At 43.1% G+C, this 18,730-nt stretch carries 18 protein-coding genes and 1 pseudogene; all 19 read right to left on the bottom strand.

Annotation, left to right across the window (positions count from 1 at the left end; translation table 11 throughout):
• Nucleotides 1-224: 224 nt before the first annotated feature.
• The 19 genes and pseudogenes from SALPA_RS24970 to plsY all read right to left on the bottom strand — a co-directional run bounded on the left by SALPA_RS24970 (nucleotide 225) and on the right by plsY (nucleotide 18,721).
• Nucleotides 225-1,703 (bottom strand): [FeFe] hydrogenase, group A, encoded by a 1,479-nt coding sequence (locus SALPA_RS24970; protein ID WP_255451345.1) that lies wholly within the window; start codon nucleotides 1,701-1,703, stop codon nucleotides 225-227.
• 44 nt (nucleotides 1,704-1,747) lie between these two features.
• Nucleotides 1,748-2,716: a sulfurtransferase gene (locus SALPA_RS24965; RefSeq protein WP_145100444.1), complete on the bottom strand. Its 969-nt coding sequence runs from the start codon at nucleotides 2,714-2,716 to the stop codon at nucleotides 1,748-1,750.
• Nucleotides 2,717-2,782: 66 nt separating this feature from the next.
• Nucleotides 2,783-3,469, bottom strand: coding sequence for a molecular chaperone (locus SALPA_RS24960; RefSeq protein WP_145100440.1), 687 nt, complete (start codon nucleotides 3,467-3,469; stop codon nucleotides 2,783-2,785).
• A gap of 11 nt (nucleotides 3,470-3,480) precedes the next feature.
• Nucleotides 3,481-4,020, bottom strand: a complete 540-nt coding sequence (locus tag SALPA_RS24955; protein ID WP_145100437.1) for a 4Fe-4S dicluster domain-containing protein — start codon at nucleotides 4,018-4,020, stop codon at nucleotides 3,481-3,483.
• Between the two features lie 26 nt (nucleotides 4,021-4,046).
• Nucleotides 4,047-6,251, bottom strand: a complete 2,205-nt coding sequence (locus tag SALPA_RS24950) for a molybdopterin-dependent oxidoreductase (RefSeq protein ID WP_186451225.1) — start codon at nucleotides 6,249-6,251, stop codon at nucleotides 4,047-4,049.
• A 454-nt stretch (nucleotides 6,252-6,705) separates the two neighbouring features.
• Nucleotides 6,706-7,488, bottom strand: coding sequence for an arsenite methyltransferase (arsM, locus tag SALPA_RS24945; protein ID WP_145100434.1), 783 nt, complete (start codon nucleotides 7,486-7,488; stop codon nucleotides 6,706-6,708).
• A 294-nt stretch (nucleotides 7,489-7,782) separates the two neighbouring features.
• Nucleotides 7,783-7,938 (bottom strand): hypothetical protein, encoded by a 156-nt coding sequence (locus SALPA_RS29300; protein ID WP_186451224.1) that lies wholly within the window; start codon nucleotides 7,936-7,938, stop codon nucleotides 7,783-7,785.
• A gap of 35 nt (nucleotides 7,939-7,973) precedes the next feature.
• A complete protein-coding gene (locus SALPA_RS24940; protein ID WP_145100431.1) occupies nucleotides 7,974-8,399 on the bottom strand; it encodes a hypothetical protein in 426 nt (141 codons plus the stop codon).
• A gap of 240 nt (nucleotides 8,400-8,639) precedes the next feature.
• On the bottom strand, nucleotides 8,640-9,641 hold the full coding sequence (locus SALPA_RS24935; protein ID WP_145100428.1) for a radical SAM protein: 1,002 nt from the start codon (nucleotides 9,639-9,641) through the stop codon (nucleotides 8,640-8,642).
• Nucleotides 9,642-9,830: 189 nt separating this feature from the next.
• A complete protein-coding gene (locus SALPA_RS29295; protein ID WP_186451223.1) occupies nucleotides 9,831-10,010 on the bottom strand; it encodes a hypothetical protein in 180 nt (59 codons plus the stop codon).
• A gap of 175 nt (nucleotides 10,011-10,185) precedes the next feature.
• Nucleotides 10,186-10,347, bottom strand: a pseudogene (locus SALPA_RS31685) (ATP-binding cassette domain-containing protein); the annotation flags it as partial.
• A gap of 998 nt (nucleotides 10,348-11,345) precedes the next feature.
• On the bottom strand, nucleotides 11,346-11,816 hold the full coding sequence (locus SALPA_RS24925) for a YbaK/EbsC family protein (protein WP_145100423.1): 471 nt from the start codon (nucleotides 11,814-11,816) through the stop codon (nucleotides 11,346-11,348).
• Between the two features lie 141 nt (nucleotides 11,817-11,957).
• The gene (locus SALPA_RS24920) at nucleotides 11,958-12,452 is read right to left on the bottom strand and encodes a DUF1648 domain-containing protein (protein ID WP_145100420.1); all 495 of its coding nucleotides are present in this window, start codon (nucleotides 12,450-12,452) and stop codon (nucleotides 11,958-11,960) included.
• A gap of 152 nt (nucleotides 12,453-12,604) precedes the next feature.
• Nucleotides 12,605-13,510: a homoserine kinase gene (gene thrB, locus SALPA_RS24915; protein WP_145100417.1), complete on the bottom strand. Its 906-nt coding sequence runs from the start codon at nucleotides 13,508-13,510 to the stop codon at nucleotides 12,605-12,607.
• 20 nt (nucleotides 13,511-13,530) lie between these two features.
• Nucleotides 13,531-14,823 carry a homoserine dehydrogenase gene (locus tag SALPA_RS24910; RefSeq protein ID WP_145100414.1) on the bottom strand — a complete coding sequence of 431 codons (1,293 nt, stop codon included), beginning with the start codon at nucleotides 14,821-14,823 and terminating at the stop codon, nucleotides 13,531-13,533.
• 10 nt (nucleotides 14,824-14,833) lie between these two features.
• A complete protein-coding gene (locus SALPA_RS24905; protein ID WP_021170351.1) occupies nucleotides 14,834-15,283 on the bottom strand; it encodes an ACT domain-containing protein in 450 nt (149 codons plus the stop codon).
• A gap of 152 nt (nucleotides 15,284-15,435) precedes the next feature.
• Entirely contained in the window at nucleotides 15,436-16,914 is a 1,479-nt protein-coding gene (spoIVA, locus tag SALPA_RS24900; RefSeq protein WP_145100411.1) for a stage IV sporulation protein A, read from the bottom strand.
• Nucleotides 16,915-17,060: 146 nt separating this feature from the next.
• A complete protein-coding gene (locus SALPA_RS24895; protein WP_304624553.1) occupies nucleotides 17,061-18,104 on the bottom strand; it encodes an NAD(P)H-dependent glycerol-3-phosphate dehydrogenase in 1,044 nt (347 codons plus the stop codon).
• Complete coding sequence (gene plsY, locus SALPA_RS24890) at nucleotides 18,101-18,721, bottom strand: glycerol-3-phosphate 1-O-acyltransferase PlsY (RefSeq protein WP_145100409.1); 621 nt, start codon at nucleotides 18,719-18,721, stop codon at nucleotides 18,101-18,103. Before plsY ends, SALPA_RS24895 begins: the two co-directional genes overlap by 4 nt.
• Nucleotides 18,722-18,730: the final 9 nt, after the last annotated feature.

Raw genomic sequence — 18,730 nt, 5'->3', positions numbered from 1 at the left:
CATTATATAATAAAAGAGCTAACGATTGCAATATTGAATTATATCGCAATCGTTAGCTCTTCTTAACTAATCACCTTGTTTCTACCCGATCCTTGATGGGTAACCTTTGTAGAGTAATACCTAAACATGTAAATAAGGACACCTGCTAATTGTGGTAGTTAGTTCCCTGTTGGAGTGGAATTTTGAAAAAAGGCTTAATTATCAAGCTTTTCGACATGATCATTTCATGTTGTATCTCTCTTTATAAACTTTCTTTTAACTGACAACTCTTTGCTCCGATCGGTGTAATGCGTATGAAGCAGTTTTTCAGCCAGTTCGCTCATGGGATGGTCCAAGTAGTTCTGATAGAGAGCTTGCACTTTCTGATTTTGATAGCTCAGACGTTTTTTGTAGATTTTCCCATCCAGACGGTAGAGACTGGCGATACGTGCCTGACGCACTTCATCTGATGGTTGAAGGGAAGTACGGGGTTGTCCTCCACCCCCAGCACAACCGCCTGGACAGGACATAAATTCGATGAACTGCCAGCGCGATTTTCCGGCTTGGATTTCATCTAAAATAACCCGGGAATTTTTGAGGCCATGGCAAACAGCTACAGAAAACGGTCCGACACCCGGAATAGTTACCGTAGCTTCCTTTACGCCCTGTAATCCACGCACTGGAGCAAGATTTAACAATGTTTCAGGTGGGTCCTCATGGGTAATAAGATAATAGGCACTGCGCACGGCGGCTTCCATAACACCACCTGTGGTACCGAAAATAACGCCTGCGCCAGTGCCTTCACCCATGATACGGTCATACGCTGCATCCTCTAGGGCATTAAGATCGAGGCCCTTTCGTTTCATTAAACGAGCCAGCTCCCGCGTCGTTAATACAATATCTACATCGCGAATCTGCGGTTTGCCGTGTAACACGCCAGCAGAATTCATTTCCGGACGTAGACATTCAAATTTTTTAGCTGTACATGGCATAATAGCAACAGAAATGATCTTTTCGGGAGCAATCCCTTTTTCTTTGGCATAGTAGGTTTTGACAAGAGCGCCCAGCATTTGCTGCGGCGACTTAGCTGTGGAAAGATGCGGAATCAAATCGCTATAATAATATTCACAGAATTTGACCCAACCGGGACTACAAGAAGTAAACTGTGGCAACGGGAAGTCTTTCATGCCTTGGATACGTTTAACCAGTTCCGTTCCTTCTTCCATAATAGTGAGATCTGCGCTATAGTTCGTGTCAAATACGGCCGAAAATCCCAGTTCTCTTAATGCCGCCACTTGTTGTCCTTCAACAATGCTACCTGGCACCAATCCAAATTCTTCGCCTAAGGCAACTCGCGTAGCTGGAGCGGTCTGAACAACAACATGGATATCCTTATTTTCAAGAGCTGCAACAACTTTATCAATGTCGTCCCGTTCGGTAATTGCTGCCGTAGGGCACCACAAGCTGCACTGTCCGCAATTGACACAAATAATATTCTTTTTAATGGGAAGATCATAATATCCATAGACAGATTGGACCTTCTCACAAGCTTCCAAACATTGGCCACAGAGGATGCATTTCTGATCATCACGAACAATGGATGGATTATCGGGATCGATGGGAACACGGCCTTCTGCCGCTTCCGTACTGCAGGCTACTATTGTGACAGCCATACTGCCAAGACTCGCGCCGCCAATGAATTTTAAAAAACTGCGTCGTGTCATTTTTGCTTTGGTAAAACGTGTAGTCCAATTTTCCATCAGCTTTCCTATTGCCCATCAATCTCTATCGGCAGTTCCTCTCGTTGACTCCATTCGATCCACGACCCGGCATAGTTTTTCACGTTTTTGTAGCCGAGAACCTCACTCAGCACATAAGCAGTATGTGCGGCACGAACTCCGGCCTGGCAATAGGTAATGACCGTCTTGCCCGGAGTAATTCCCTTTGCAGTGAATATTTTTCGCAACTCGCCGGCATTTTTGAGCGTTTTATCCGGATTTAGCACATCTCCCCAGTATAGCCAAACGGCCCCGGGAATTCGGCCCTTTCTCACTGCGCCTGGGGCCTGTATGCTACCCGAGAATTCTTCCCATTCCCTGACATCCAAAATAATCACATTGGAATCATGCTTTTTTACGGCAGTCCAAACTTCTTCCGTTGTCGCCAATTTACTAGTATCTATCCTAGTTAACCGGAAATTGCCGGAGTCAACTTTCGAAATCTCGTTAGACAATTTATACCCTGAAGCCTGCCAAGCTTCCAAACCACCATCCAACATTTTCACGTTATGATAACCAAACATATCAAGCAGCCACCAAAAGTGAGCCACATACGCCGGGCCATGCTTATCAGAATCGGCATAGAGCACAATGGTATCTTTATTATTAATCCCCAGTTTACTTAGCAAAGCAGCAAAACGCTCGGGTGACGGGATCAGACCTTTTTCATCCTCGTAGTCTTTCCACCATGTATTCACGGCCTCGGGAAGATGTTCTTTCTGATAGCGTTCCGGTGACCTTACATCAATTATTTTGACGGTTCTGTCCTTCATTAAGTCGTTCAATTTTATAGGGGTTATCAGTGAATCCTTGTTAATAAACCCCTGATTTCTGGAGTCTGCAGCATTGGCGTTCGCGGTAGCGCCAAAAATCTGCGGACATAATGATATGCTCACAAAAATCGCCACAAGCAGGCTAACAAAAATCGTTTTTGTGCAAATACTTTTTCTTCTTGGCATCTGTACTTAACCTCCTGTATGATTAACTGCGCATCATGTTGCGTCTTCTAAGATTTCTCGTCCAGTCTATATGAATCGTCTTACCTGCTCGCAGTCCTCCATAATGAATCCTTTTAGGAATTCTGCCATATACCGGAAAAACTCTTGACAGGTATTGCCTGCGATATCATCACAAAAAGTCGAAACCCATTGGCTCAGGTGCCCAGTGAGAAAGCGGCTTTGTGCATCGAGTGCCGCGAGCATGGCAGGTACGTCGCCTCGCGTTAAAGCTTCTAACGCTTTTCTATTAAGGTAGTACATGAATTCTAATTCCAAACCGATATGATCGTCAGGTTCATGATTTAGGTTTTTCACCTCAAGACCGGCATCCCGGTATTTCTCCCGAACTTCAATGGTTATTGCTTGCATCAAGACACGCTCCGCCGATCTGTAAACCGATTCGTAAGGCGGAGCAGGCAAGTGACGGGGCCCAATGAAAAGCCGGGTAAATTCCGGCTGCAATTTTTGAACCAGTGCCTCAGCCAAATCAGGCTGCAGGGTTTGTAAAAAACCAACCCATTCTCTTTCTCCTGCTGGGCACTCCACCGCATCTTCCTCTTGATAAGCAGACGACAATTCAATCAATTCTGTTACTAATCCGACAGTCGGCCCAAACAAAAACAATCTCCGCAGCATTTCATACACACAGCCGCGCTCTAGCAACATTTCAGCAAGCTCGCTAAAAGTGTCGCTAACCACATTTTTTGGGTACATTGTGCTTTATCCTACCTTTTCTCAGGGGCAAAGCGGATGGATGGGCCGGAGCCTGTTTGCAAGAAGCCCTTACATTCCTTTACGGCCCCTTCCTTATCCATAGCACTTATCGTCCCTGCTTTCAACACCTGTAACGGACAGCCGCGGACACAGGCCGGAGCCTCACCTTGCTGCAGGTAATCTAAGCACAAGTTGCATTTCGATGCCTTTAATTTCTTACGGCTAAAACTAACCGCTTTATAGGGACAAGCATTGACACAGGCCCCACAGCCCACACATTTTTCATAATCCTGTACTACGATACCATCTTTTGCCCGCTTACTATAGGCTTTCACCGGACAGGTGGCAACACAGGCCGGTTTTTCACAATGCATGCAGGCATGGGTAAAATATCGGTCAACCTGACGCCCGTTAACGGTAGTTTCAGAATGCTCAACCACACGCCATCGAATCCCGACGTCCAGCTTGTTCTTATTTTTGCAGGCAGTTTCACAGGCCTGACACCCAATACAGTAGTTTTGATTATAATAGAAGCCTACTTGTTTTCCCATTTATTTCTCCTCCATTTATCCGGATACTATATCTTTTTGGCAACTTGTACAAGATTGGTATGATACGTCGATACGCCTCCCATATCGCCTAGTCTGTCAGGCGCCAGGGCGTTGACATTGGTTTTCCCTGGGCTCAGTTTTTGCCACGGAGCTTTAGGCGACATGGCTACCCCCGGTTTTACTCCTTCGGTTACTCTAACTTTCAGCTTAACCTTACCGCGATCATTAAAGGCGTAAACCCAGTCGCCACTCTCGATCCCCCTATCTTCAGCATCTTTAGGATTGATATAGACTAATGGGCCATCGTAAATTTCCTGTATATACGGCAGATTGTGAAACTGAGTGGTAATAAAATGCTTGGTGGCCGGGGTCAAAAAATGGAGGGGATATTTATTATACAATTCAGGAGTTTCTTCCGAACCTTCAGCCGGTGGCACATGTTCAGCCACCGGATCAAAACCGGCCTTGCCTAAGGCTTCAGAATAAAATTCAATCTTGCCGGAGGGTGTTTTAAATTTCCGGTCAGCAAAAGGTATATCCAGTTTAAGTTTCATCCAATGCTTGTCTTTAAGGGTTTCATAAGTTATGCCTTCAAACAGAGGGCTACCGGATTTTAAGCCTGCTTTGATAATGTCGGCAGCAGTATCGCCAAAGCATGGCTCAGTAAAGCCCATTCGATTGGCCAATTCAGCGAATATCTCTAAATTGGATTTACTCTCGCCAAGGGCCGGAATGGCCGGTTGATTGAGCCGTACATACCAGCCGAGATAGTCGGAGTTTATATCTTCATATTCAAAAAAGGTGGCCGCAGGCAGAAGAATATCGGCATAATCGCCTGTGTCGGTAATAAAGGGATCGACAACAACAGTAAATAAATCTTCACGTTCTAAGCCTTGTTTGATCTGATTGGTATTAGTAGACATGGCCAAGGGATTACTATTGTACACAAAGAGCGCCTTAACTGGCATACCTTCCGTTTCTTTGGTTTGTCCATTAAGGGCCTTACCGATTTCATTCATGTTGATAGAGCGTACCTTGCTATCAGCCAGTAAATCGGGTCTTTGAAGGGCTTTCCAATCGTACGCCCAATAATCGCCATTGATGTAGATATAGCCTCCGCCATCAACGCCTACCATGCCTACCAGTGCGGGCAACAGAGAAATAGCGCGCACCATCCGGCCACCATTGGAACTACGTTGCATGCCATAGCCAACCCGAATGATAGACGGCTTGGTTGTCGCATATAATCTGGCAAATTCAACTATTGTAGCGGCAGGTACGCCAGTTATTTGCTCCACCTGCTCTACCGGATAGTTCTGTACCTTTTCCACCAACTTATCAAAACCCAAAGTGTAGTTTTCCACAAAACTTTTGTCATATAGACCTTCATTAATGATAACGTTCATAATACCCAAGGCCAATGCAGCATCCGTTCCCGGCTTTGGTTGAATATGTATGTCAGCCTGGGAACCCAGTGGTGTCCGTACTGGGTTAATTTCCACCAGTTTGGCCCCGTTGTCCCGTGCCCGGTTGATGAATTTAATGATATGAACATTAGTCGCAGTATGGTTAACGCCCCAGGAAACGAAAAGTTTGGTTTTAGAATATGTTTCCGGATCAATACTCCCAACCTGACCATAAGTATAATTTGTTGCAACACTACCTGCACCGGCGCACACCGCGCGATCCAGCTTACTGGCACCCAGCTTATTCCAAAAACGATTGGGCCCCCCGTAGTTGTTAACAATCCCAAGATTGCCGGAATAGCTATAAGGTAGAATGGCTTTGGCACCATCACTTTCAATAATTGCTTTAAATTTATCTGTTATGGTGCTGTATGCCTCGTCCCAGGAAATCCGTTCCCAGTTGCCTTCGCCTTTTTTGCCGGCCCGCTTCATCGGATAAAGAATTCGGTCAGGGTGGTAGACCCAAGTAGGATAACAATGTCCCTTCACACAAGGTGTCCCGGCGGTAATTGGATGGGTGGGATCGCCGGTAATGTTCACGATTCTTCCATCAACTACTTTTGATATTAGGGTACAGGTATCATGGCAGTTACGCGGACATGCCTGATAGGATAGAATGCCTGACTCACCGGTTTTTATTCCACTGGCCTCGGCTGTCATACGATCAAGCAATCCAAAAAGAGTCAAGCTCGCTCCCATTGCCACTGATCCTGCTAAAAATGTCCGGCGGGTCATTTTACATCCTGGTTTAAATAGGTTGCTCATGCAATCACTGCTCCTTTTTCTTACATAATAATAGTTCATTTGTTTGCCGTCGAACAACACCGACAGGCCCCCAACGTGTTAAACAGGCCATTCTGATTGGTAGTCCATGCTTTGATCCCTCAGTGGTAACACAAACCTGTCTCCTTGCATCAAAGATTGCCACTTTTATCACCTCAAAAGCAGAAATATACTGAAAGCCAAATTGCATCATTCAATCATTTTGCAATCATAAGACTAAAAATAAGAGCAAAACTGCGTATTTTACAGTTCTGCTACGTGCTTCAACCACTATTGCCATTATATAACACCATATTTATAATTGCAAGAATAAAACAATTTGCAATTATAAGTAAATGTTCTATATTATTAGAAATAACCAACCAGGTCTAATCCATCTTTTAGCCCCATTTGAGCAACATCATCTGGATTCATTTGCAAAAGCATTTGGTCATAGTCAGCAAGGTTTAATACCGCTTACAAAAGCACTAACAATTGAGCTTTTAAGTTCCGTCCTCTCAGTTAAGGATAGGCCGTCAATTAAATTTTTAAAATTTTGTTTCGTGAAATCCAATTCCCGTGTCACTTCAATATCAATTTCCACAAAACCTGCAGCAGTTAGTATATTTTTGTACTCTTCTTCTAAAAGTGCTCCAGCAATGCAGCCTGCCCAAGCTAAAATATCCTTCGCAATTTTTTCTGGAAGCGGCTTTTTAAGTACAATATCAGAAACAGCAAATCTTCCACCATGTTTTAATACCCGAAAAGCTTCCTTTATAACTTCATTTTTATTACCACTGAGATTAATAACACAGTTAGAGATAACAACATCAACTGTATTGTCAGGCAAAGGAATATCCTCGATGTGCCCTTTTAAAAACTCTGCATTGGCAATGTTAGCCTTTTTCTGGTTTTCCTTAGCAACTAGCAGCATCTCATCGGTCATATCCAGTCCATAAACTTTGCCCTTTGGGCCAACTAGCTTGGCAGCCAGCAATACATCCAGCCCGGCGCCGCTTCCTAAATCCAAGACAACTTCACCCTGATTTAAGTGGGCCAAAGCAGTTGGATTTCCACACCCAAAAGAAGTGGCAATGAGTGCAAGATCTAAATTTTCTAAATTGTCTACCAAATACAGGTCTTTCGAAATAGAATGTTGACTATTGTCGCAACAGCTATTAACCTTGTTGGTGATTTTTTCCGCATAATTTTTCCTGACAGTTTCTCTAATATCTTGCATTTGTCTTCCTCCTTAAATTATTATTTTTATGGTCTATAATCACATCCATTATATTTTTCTTCCAAAATACTCAAGGCAAAGACATTTTCAACCAATACATATATTTCCGCTATTCCCGCCTCAAGAATGTTTTTTATGAGCCTTATTTTTCATTTTTGCCGGTTCAACGTCATCAAGACCGTTTTGATATTTAAGATAATTGGTCTGCGGAATGTAAGAAGTTTCTATAATGTCAAAAAAAAGCACACCTGCTATGGCAATTAATATTAATAACAGTACGGGCATTGGCGGCTTTTACCATAAATTTTCCTTCCAATGTGGCAACCCACCATTTTCAGCGACTGCTCTTACTGCAATACGTTTATTTACTTCTATTGTCTTTGCAAATTTCTGCGTGGCTTCCGTCTTGATTTGTCTCTGCTTTTTTGTAAATGCCAAACATCTGTTCAAAATGCTCACCTCTTTTCTAAATGTTTAAGAGTGTCTTATTTCTCATGGTATTCAAAAATTCGTGCACGTAGGTTCGTACTAGAAATATCAGTTTCTGAAAGTGCTAGTACGGAATATGATAAAAAGTCGCTATATTTCTGTAACTTTTCTGGTTTTTGAGCCTCAGAATTCTTATCACGACTCGCCTGTATACAAGATTTAACTGCAAGAATAGATTCTGTAATAATTTTAAGGTTACCAGTTAAAGATGAAAGAATTTCAACATATGCTTTGAACGTAAAGTTGTTATTATTCGCCATAGCTTCTTGAATGCTCTTATGTGTTTCCACAAGCACTTCACGCAGTGTATGTTCTAAATATTGTAAATCAGTTAGTGTACGGCAACCTGGTGTACTATCGGTCAATAACATAATTTTCCCGTTTTCTAAAATATCGCTTTTATTATGGATTCTTGCAAACATAATTTTTCCCCCTTTATATAATTGTTCCCGGAGGTTGAGTATACTCGCAAACTGACTACTCATTTAAAACATTTTGTAATTGCTAAACCATAAATATAGGGCAAATCAGCGATGTTGCAGTCTTGTCATTTGTTTTAGACTGCTATTCCAGTATATACCAACGCATTTGCGATTGCAAATATAAATCTATATGCAATTCAAATAAAGTGGCTCAAGATGTTTCCTTAAAAGCTTGCTTTTCTACCTTGGACTAAATAGCACCGACGGTCCGTCGACTATTTTCCAGCCGGTTTCATGAAGTATTTCCCGCTTGCTTGCCACTGTCCCACCAATTACCGTATTGGCTTTGGTATCCCGCGGATTAGAGCCGGACTCGGCCCACAACAGGTTCCCTCCGGCTAAAGTTGTAAGTTCCTCGCATCCACACCCAGCGCCGTGACCAGCTATACTATATCCCATTGCTAGTTTAACCGCTCCAACAATGTGGGCTTGCTGAACTCCAGTCAATATGCCATGAATAGCCAAAGGCGATCCTGGTATCTTTAACCGCCGCCCCACTCCGGCATGTACCAGCTTCATTTTCTTTATAAACATGGCCTTTTCAACAATTTCATCAATGGAGTGTTCCGGCCCTATCGGCTCAACACAGGCACCCACGAGCAACCCTGCTTTTTGGGCTGCGGTTATTGTTCTTACCCTCACTTGCGGATCAATCCCGGTAACAATTCCTTCGCCCATCCGCATCACATGGTAGACTCCGGCAAAACCGGCCTTCTTCAGTGCTCTGGCTTCGTCTTCGTCAAAATCGTCAATGTTGGCAACCATCGGAGTTTTCGGTTTTAAGGCCGCTCTTACCTCTTTAGTAACTTCCAGATAATCAGCAAATTTGTAATTGGCTGTTGCCATAAGATATATAGCGTTGGCGCCATCGACTTCAAAACGTAGCGATTTTTCAATAATCTCTTCCAGACTGTAAACCTTTTCTTTAGGAAAAACCTTATTGACCGGCGCAAAAGAACAAAATTGACAGTCTTTCGGGCACGGTCCAACATCCATTCCTACCTGGGCATATACCTCAGCTTTTCCATTTGCAGCAGCGGCGCTGACTTTGCGTGCGGCGCATTGAATCAGATAGGCTTCTTCCGACAGTGAATCGACGTTAAGTAAGCTGCGTAGTTCCAGGGCAGTAATTTCGCCGCCGTCGATCGCCTTATTAGTAATCTGCGAAATTTGATTATTCACGGTTAATTAACCTCCAGTCATTTTTTATTTGGACAAATTTTTTCTTATCCTCCCTCCCGCAATCTCGTCGGCCCAATCAATCAATTGAGGGCTTAGGTACACCGCCCATTCTCTCAAAGAATGAGCGCGTACCTGGTTCTGTCCACAGCGTTATAGGCCCAGTGTTTCGCCGGCACATCGGCAAACGGGCTAGCGGCAAAAGTGGTTCCCGCAATTCCCAGTGCAAAGCTCAGTGTCAACACCATTGCTTACATTTCCCATTCTAATCAAATGATTGAGCTTAGTTGTACATCCCTCCGGATGAAGTACGGCAGATGCCAATTTTTCAGCGTCTATATCTGCGTTAGCCCGTCTCAGAAAGATTGTCACTTTTATCACCTCCAAGCCAGTATATATTAAAATATCGATTGCAATAATAAATACATTTGCAATTCATAAGCCTAAAAAAATAGGGCAAATCTGCAATGTTACAGTCTTGGCCAAGTGTTTTAGACCACTATTGACATTATCAGCAATCCATTTTTAAGCGTCATTTTCAGTTCGAAATGCGCAGGATCTCACCCTGCATGCTCATGCGAGTCAAGGCATCAAGAGCGCCCAACGGTTCATCCAAAAGCAAAGCTTTCGAATGATTTACAAGGGCACGGGCAAGTGCTACACGTTGTTCCATCCCACCGGAAAGTTGATGGGGAAAAGCGGAAAAGAAGCGATGTACAACAATACTATTTTGCAGTTTCTATGTAAAAGGTTGCTGCGGATCATGTGAAATAAAGTCATTCATCTTCATCCTCGTCAATCAGTGTATGACTGCGAAAATTTTTGCAGAAAATACTTATGCCTAATAAGAACAGGGGAATCGCTCCCACCCATTGTATACAGATAAGTCTTATGACAGGCCATAGTATCTTTGACACACATGCCGAGTCCCCACGACTGGGGTAGTGCTGCGGCAATAATTCCACAGATGCACAAAACCAGACCCAATGCTTTTTTACCTGAGAGCTTGATGTAAAAATGAGGTAGATGCTGACAATGACAGCCATAATTGCATTAAATGGTTCAGATTGCTATGTATACCAGCAAGACATATGCCCCATGCCGTGAACTTGTGAAACACATGGTGGAAAAAGGAACGGTACTACCAAGAGCCATAATGATAGTAAGAGACATATACCCGGTATCAGTTTTTTATGTTGCAGTTTTCTTCCTCCTTTATTGCTTGAAACCACTGTGTATGCATCAACTTCCCTTCATTCCAGTTTCACGCTGTGCTTCAGATCTACTATTATTTTATAGTAAAATTTTATCAATTGCAAGATTAAATTTATTTGCAATTAATACTTGAAAACTCTTCAAAGCTTTTACCATTTTTTTTGCTGGCGAATGATCTTTAAGTAAAAATCGAGATCATATTCATGCATGGCCATTAAATATAGACCATATAAGTCTCCTTCTTTACAAAAGTCCGTAACTTTCGTAATAAATTCATTCTCGCTGATTCTATTATTTTGAAAGTGGGTATGATTTTTACCAAAAGCGCAAAAGCTGCAATTACCTGGACAGAGAGCCACTTTCACTCCAATCTGCCCCACAATGACAGCAGAATTATCATTACGGCTCCGAATAATACACTTACTGGATTTAGTCCTTCTGATGGCACTTTCTATTTTAAAAAATCTGCAATAGCTGATATAAACAGGTGCACTAATTCCAGCATTTACCTACATCCACCCACGCAGAATAGTTCGAGTATTTTTCCAGTTTCTCTATTGTCAGCTCAATGGCGCTATTGCTGCTGCCGCAAGCTGGAAATACCGTTTCAAATCTTTTTAGAGATTCATCCAGATAAACGGCAACTCCCTCTTTGACGGCAAAAGGACAAACCCCACCTATAGCATGGCCAATCAGATCAACTACCTCGTCGGAAGTAAGCATTTTCGCTTTCGTTCCAAATTGTGCCTTGTATTTTGCATTATCTATTTTGGCATCACCGGCGGTGACGACCAAAATAGCCTGTCCGCCGACCATAAAGGAGAGCGTTTTTGCAATTCTTTTCGGTTCACAATTTAATGCGGCTGCAGCAAGCTCCACGGTTGCACTGGACACTTCAAATTCCTGTACCCGATCCGCCAAGTTATATTTTTCAAAATACGCTTTTACTTTTTCAATCGCCATGATGATTCTCCTTTTCGGCAAAACATTTTACAATCTTCAAATCGAACGCTTAATTTTCTGGAGAGACAGAACGACAGTTCATTTGTCTCCCCGTCCCTTGCTTAACTCAAATTGGGAATGTCTTAGCGTTGGTGTGTCAGGTTATTTAAGCTTATAGGCGCGGTGTATGAAATAGCATAAAGTCCCCAGAAATATAAATAAAAACACAGGTGAAAACAACGCTTTAGCCTTAGCTATCATAGTCCATTGGATGTAGATAAAAAGCAACACTATTTCAGTCTTTACCGCTATTATTAAAGTGCGAGCCGTTCTGTACTGTCTTTCTGCGTTTTCCTCAGTAATATTGACTGGATAGTTGTAACTATGCGGAAAACGAGTTAGTACAGATAAGAAGATATAAATGATAACCGCAGACGTAATGGGCAAATAAAGAAGATTCTTATTGCCCCATGCATCGATTTTTCCTGTAAGACCGAAATGCTTTGGCACTACTTCTGGAATTGATGGCCACGAAGAAACCAGTGTTCCAAGCATGAAGATTAAACTAATAACTGCAATACATTCTAAGATAAGTTCGGTGCTTGTAAACGGTAGTTTTATGATTGGTCGAACACTCTTTTTTTCTGAAAAAGCCATATATTTTGCCCTCCTTACCAATCGCTATAATTGTTAATTATGCTCACTGGCAAGTAATTCCTTTAATCTTCATTGGCTTAGTATCAAAGGAACCCCTGTTCGTATTAATGATGAACAGGGGTTCCTTTTTTACTTGTAATCCAACCGGACAACTATATAATGACAGCACCTTGCTGATCAATTTGCAAAAGCTGATAGCTTGCTTTTACTTTGTGAATACGAAAGGCTTTAACCATAGCCCTTCCGATCTTATCAGAGTCTCCATCAGTAAAGGCTAACAGGCAGGGACCAGCACCGCTTAGAACTGCCCCCAGTGCTCCTGCCTGGCGAGCAGCTGACAGGACTTGAGCCATTCCGGGAATAAGTTTTTCCCGGTAAGGCTGGTGTAGTCTATCTTGCAGTGCATGTGATAATAACTTCAATTCGCCAGTACATAATGCACCAATTAAGAGTGCTGCCCGGCTGACATTGAATACAGCATCAGCAAAAGGTACGGTTTCCGGCAGTACCTTGCGGGCGGCTTTAGTAGATAGATTAAATTCGGGAATTACAACCACCATCGAAAAATTTGTAGGTGGTAAAAAACGCAGATAGTTAGCGATGCCACTATCCATAATGCTTACAGTAATCCCACCAAAGATGGCGGGAGCAACATTATCAGGGTGACCCTCGATGGTTGTTGCCATAGCCAAGATATCTTCTTTGGTAAAGTGGCGACCAGTAAGCTCATTGGCACCGACCAGTCCACCAACAATAGCTGCTGCACTGCTGCCAAGACCCCGGGCAAGGGGGATTTTATTAATCATCGTGAGTTTTATGCCTTTGGCTGTATGGCCGGTTTTGTTTAGAATCATTTTTATCGCCTTAATTACAACGTTAGAATCGTCAGCGGGAATGAACTCAGCCCCTTCTCCCGTTATCGCCAGCGATATACCGTCCTCGTCACTCAAGGTAAGCTCAAGATCGTTGTATAATGTACATGCAATGCCGACCGCATCAAACCCAGGGCCACAATTGGCGGTTGTTCCCGGCACGCGAATTTTTACGGTGTTTGCCATAGTATCGCCACCCTTTGAACTTATGAAATTTGTTCTGCTTCTACTCGAATAACACTACCTAATTTACTTACTACTGACATACCCAGCAAGGTGCTCATGGCCAAACGAATATTTTCATCAGATACCCGGTAGGTAATAAGGACAAGTTCAGTAGAACCTTCGACTTTTCGCTTTTGAATAACAGAATGTAAGCTGACTTGCTGAGCGCCAAATGCGCCGGCAATGGCTGCTAATACGCCAGGTTTATCTTCAACAAGTAGTCTAATGTAATAGGGGGATTCTATTTTATTGACCGGATAAATAGGCTTTTGATCAAAACAAGTACATAAAATACGGCTACTGACATTATGGCGAATATCACGTGCGACATCAATTATATCAGCAACAACTGCACTGGCTGTCGGCAATTCCCCTGCACCACGGCCATAAAACATAGTTTCACCTACGGCATCTCCTTTGACGAATATTGCATTATACACGTCATTAACTGAGGCTAAAGGGTGGCTGGACGGCAGGAATGCCGGATGAACCCGGACATTAATCCCCTGCTCATTTTGCTTGGCAATGGCCAGTAGTTTGATGATAAAACCAAGTTCTTTAGCATATTCAATATCTTGAATAGAGATGTTGGTTATACCTTCGATGGAGACATCATCCAGTGTAATTCGGACACCAAAGGCAATGGATGCCAAAATGGCAATCTTGCGGGCAGCATCGAAGCCACCGACATCGGCTGTTGGATCAGATTCGGCATAGCCTTTGGCCTGTGCTTCGGCTAGTACGTCAGCATAGTCCAGTTTCTCATTTGACATTTTGGTAAGCATATAGTTAGTGGTCCCATTAACTATGCCCATAATTTCGGTAATCTTATTGGCAGCTAAGCACTGCTTAAGAGGACGGATAATGGGAATGCCACCGCCCACGCTGGCCTCAAAGAGAAAATCAACCTGGCTGGCTTCAGCCGCCTCAAAGAGTTCACGCCCATATTTGGATACAACATCTTTGTTGGCAGTGACAACATGTTTACCGGCTTTAAGTGCAGCCAGCATATAATCCTTAGAAGGAATTTCTCCACCCATGATTTCGACGACAATTGAAATGTCAGGATCATTTAGGATTTCTTCCATATCTGTCACTAGTTCAGCCTCTGTTGCTACATTTCTAGCTTTGGTAAGATTTCTCACCAATATTTTCTTAATTACAACTGGTATACCTACCTTTTGGGAAATATTACGGGCGTTGTTAGTTAAAATTTTCACAACGCCGGTACCGACAGTACCCATTCCCAACAAAGCAATATTAATTGCACTCATAGTTAGCCTCCTAAGCCTGGCCTAAAACTTCCAGTCTTTTTACTCCATCTACCATTCTCAACTTGTCAAGCAGTGCCTCCAAGTCGATAACTAACTCGGCAGTTTCAATAGATATTGTCGCGTTTGCCACTCCTTGAAGTGGAATACCTTGATTTATTGTTAGTACACTGCCATGTTCGTTGGCTACGGTGTTCAAAACCCGTGACAATACACCTGATTTGTGTTCTAGCAGTAAAGCGATTGTTACAATTTTTTCTTTACTTGCTTCGTAAAACGGAAATACATAGTCCTTATATTTGTAGTAAGCACTACGGCTCAATTCCATTTTTTCAACTGCTTCGTTGATTGTTCGCGCTTCACCACGCTTTAATAATTCTTTTACTTTAATTGTTTTTTTTATGGCTTCGGGTAAAATCTCTTCCCGAACTAGATAAAAAATAGCTTTTTGTCCTGTAACCATTTTGCCCTCCTTGGTACTGCTGTTGCGGATGGATATCTTTATATGGTAGACATTATATCATCAAAATAGCGGCTTTTACAAGCAAAAATACAAAAAAATTAGTCAGTCCTTTACAGAACTGACTGCTAACCTTGGATAAAGTACTGGATTATTTAAAAAATGATACATATTAATCCGCCACTACCATCATTAACGATCTTCTGAAGTGTATCTTTTAGTTTCATTTGTGCGTTTTCCGGCATACTTGTTAGTTTATTTTGAATACCTTCACGAACAAGCTCATTTAACGATTTACCAAATAGGTTAGTGCGCCAGATTTTTTCCGGCTCGCCTTCAAATTCGCGCATTAGATATTGAATCAGTTCTTCGCTTTGTTTTTCAGTGCCAATAATAGGCGAGATTTCAGCTTGCACATCAGTGCGGATGATATGTAAAGAAGGTGCTGAAGCTTTGAGTTTTACGCCAAAGCGATTGCCGGTACGAATAATCTCTGGTTCTTCCAGAACCATTTCATCAAGCTGCGGCGGCACAATACCATAACCTGTTTGTTCAACCTCTTCCAGCGCAGCCGATATTTTGTCATACTGCCGTTTGGCCACTGAAAGGTCCTTCATAAGCCTGAGCAGGTGATGTTCTCCCGTGATGGTAAAGCCTGTGAGCTCTTCAAGAACACCGTAGAATAGGTCTGTGCGAGCGGTCATTTCAATAACGGCAATACCGTTGCCAAGATCCATATCATGAAGAATTACATCGGCGACAAAATCATAGCCTGATAAATCGTCAATTGCCCGGTCAATATCGCGCAGGCGTCGAATATATTGCACTACATTGTTGACAGCGCCTTCGAATTTCTGACGTAACCAGTGGTCTTTATCAAGTTCCTCAACCCACTTAGGCAGGGTAATATTGACTTCTCTAACAGGAAACTCGTAGAGTACCTCTTGCAAAATGCCATATATATCATCATGGGATAATTGGGCACAGTCTACCGGAATTACCGGTACATCATAAGTACCTTCTAATTTTGCTACCAGCTCCCGTGTTTCTTTTGCATTGGGTTTGCTAGTATTTAGAATTACTAAGAATGGTTTTTGTAGTTCTTTGAGTTCGGTAATGACCCGCTCTTCAGCTGCTAGATATTTATCTCGCGACAGCTCGGTAACAGTACCATCAGTAGTAACAACTAAACCAATTGTTGAGTGTTCAGTAATTACCTTGCGAGTGCCTACCTCAGCCGCTTCCTGGAAGGGAATTTCGTTCTCGAACCAGGGTGTGAGCACCATGCGAGGTCCCTCATCTTCTTCATAACCTAACGCACCATCTACTGTGTAGCCAACACAATCGACCACCCGCACTCTAACATTCACGTTGTCTTTTACATTAATTTCTACTGCCTCATTAGGAATAAATTTGGGTTCAGTCGTCATTATGGTTTTACCGCCGGCACTTTGCGGTAATTCATCTTTGGCACGTTCTTTGTCATAGGGATTAGTGATATTAGGCAGTACCATAGTCTCCATAAAACGCTTGATAAAGGTTGATTTACCCGTGCGGACCGGGCCGACTACACCAATATAAATATCTCCACCAGTGCGTTCGGCGATATCTCTAAACAGGTCGAATTTTTCCATCTGGCGTATCCCTCCCTGATTACGGTAGTTGTCATTATAAATATATGACAGGCCACTCCAAATATTACAAAATAAAAAAAGTATGGTAACTAAAAAGTAACTTACCATACTTTATTAGTTACCATACTTTTTTATGCCAAGTTTATTTAATTCCAGTTTAAATTAGTAAGAGCAACTTCCTCGACCTCGTGGGTGCGACTGCGGGTCATTAACTCCAGGACAGCGTCTTTGGGAGACTTATTTTGATATAGTACTTGATAGATTTGATCTGTTATCGGCATAGTAACTTCATACCTGGTTGCTAGCTGATAGGCAGCTTTGGTGGCCCTGATGCCTTCTACCACCATTGATGTTTCAGCCTGGATTTCATCTACCGTCTTACCTTCTGCCAACATAAGTCCGGCTCGCCGGTTACGACTGTGGATGCTGGTGCAGGTAGCAATTAAATCGCCAATACCTGCGAGTCCGGCAAAGGTCAGGGGATTGGCCCCCATGGCCATACCCAGACGGGCAATTTCAGCCAGTCCGCGCGTCATAAGCGCAGATTTAGCGTTGTCGCCAAAGCCTAATCCATCAGAGATACCAGCCCCTAGCGCTATAACATTTTTTAATGCTCCAGCTAATTCGACGCCAACCATATCAGGATTGGTATACACACGAAAATAAGGGAGCATAAAAGTATCTTGGATATACTCAGCAACGTTGCGGGACTTAGCTGCTACGACAGTGGCTGTTGGATAGCGCAGGGCCACCTCTTCCGCATGATTAGGGCCGGATAATACCGCTATTTGGCCGGCAATTGCCGGTAATTCTTCAGCAATAATCTCCGATAGCCGCTTGACACTGCTTAACTCCAGACCTTTAGCTGCAGTAGCAAGAATAGTCCCGGATTTGATATAGGGAGCTAGCTTTGCCGCTGTTTGCCTGATAGCATGTGATGGGGTTACCAGCACAATGAGCGAAGCCTCTGCGGCGACCTCTTCCAGGTTATGGGTAACAGTAACCGAATAAGGTAGGTTGCAACCCGGCAAGTAGGTTGCGTTTTCTCGGGTTAGCTGGATCTGCTCAGATAGCTCAGGTGAGCGGACCCATAGTTTAACAGCTGTGTGTTTTTGGCCTAATACGGTGGCCAAAGCTGTACCCCAGCTGCCTGCACCAATGACGGCTATATGCATGTTAGTAATTATCACTTCTCTTTCGCGGAGCCTGGTTCAGTTTTACTGCCGGCTTTAATTTTCGACTCTGTCCCGGTTAGTAATCGTTCAATGTTTGGCCGATGTCTGATAATGACAAACAGTGCAGCTAGTACGCCAAAATAAAAGAATTCCTGCCTGGCGTTCAGTAGCCACATTGAAACTGGAACTAAGGCGGCGGCGATAATCGATGCTAGTGAAACATAACGGGTAAAATAGACAATAATTACCCAGATAACAACGACAATTATTGTAACCTTTGGTGCGAGCATTGCAATTACGCCCACCCCGGTAGCCACACCGCGTCCACCTTTAAATCCCAGGAATATTGACCAGTTATGGCCGGCAATGGCCCCCATTCCGCCAAACAGTTCAGCTATCGCCGTTTGGCCGATATACTGACCGAGAAGAACCCCGGCGATTCCCTTGCAGGCATCTGTAAGAAATACCCAGGAGGCTGGCCAGGGACCCAGTATTCGATAGGCGTTTGTTGCGCCAATATTTTTACTGCCAAACTGCCTTAAATCAACTTTATAGAATTTTTGACCAATAATCAACCCATTAGGGATTGAACCAAGCAAATAGCTGGCGACAATAACCAGCAAATATTCCATTCTCCCACT

Source organism: Sporomusa sp. KB1 (assembly GCF_007830295.1).
In the GTDB taxonomy this organism is placed as follows: domain Bacteria; phylum Bacillota; class Negativicutes; order Sporomusales; family Sporomusaceae; genus Sporomusa.
Note: the sequence above shows the minus strand (reverse complement) of the source record. Positions and strands in the feature narration are given on the sequence as shown.